Origin of the sequence: Extibacter sp. GGCC_0201 (assembly GCF_017566055.1) — a bacterium.
Classification (GTDB): Bacteria; Bacillota; Clostridia; order Lachnospirales; family Lachnospiraceae; genus Extibacter.
In genome coordinates, this window is sequence record NZ_JABFCH010000147.1 from 1 (window position 1) to 225 (window position 225).

1 protein-coding gene is annotated in these 225 nt (G+C 54.2%); it reads left to right on the forward strand.

Going from position 1 to position 225, the window contains the following annotated elements:
- A partial coding sequence (locus HJV72_RS19045) for a hypothetical protein (protein ID WP_208073440.1) occupies positions 1-225 on the forward strand: 225 nt, incomplete at both ends.

Sequence of the window (225 nt, forward strand, 5' to 3'; positions counted from 1 at the left end):
CGTGACGAAGAGATGTTCTTCGCCGCCCGCGATGCCGCCCGGTTTTCTGCCGGACATATCGGTCTGGAAGAACTGATACCGGATGTACAGAACATGACAGCGGCGGACTTTGCCGCCATCGGAACATTAGGTGTAGTAGACGAAGAGGGTGATACGATAATGCTCTCACGCAAAGAGTTCAACCGTTTACTGGCCCGCATCGAACGCCTGGAACATTGGACAGGT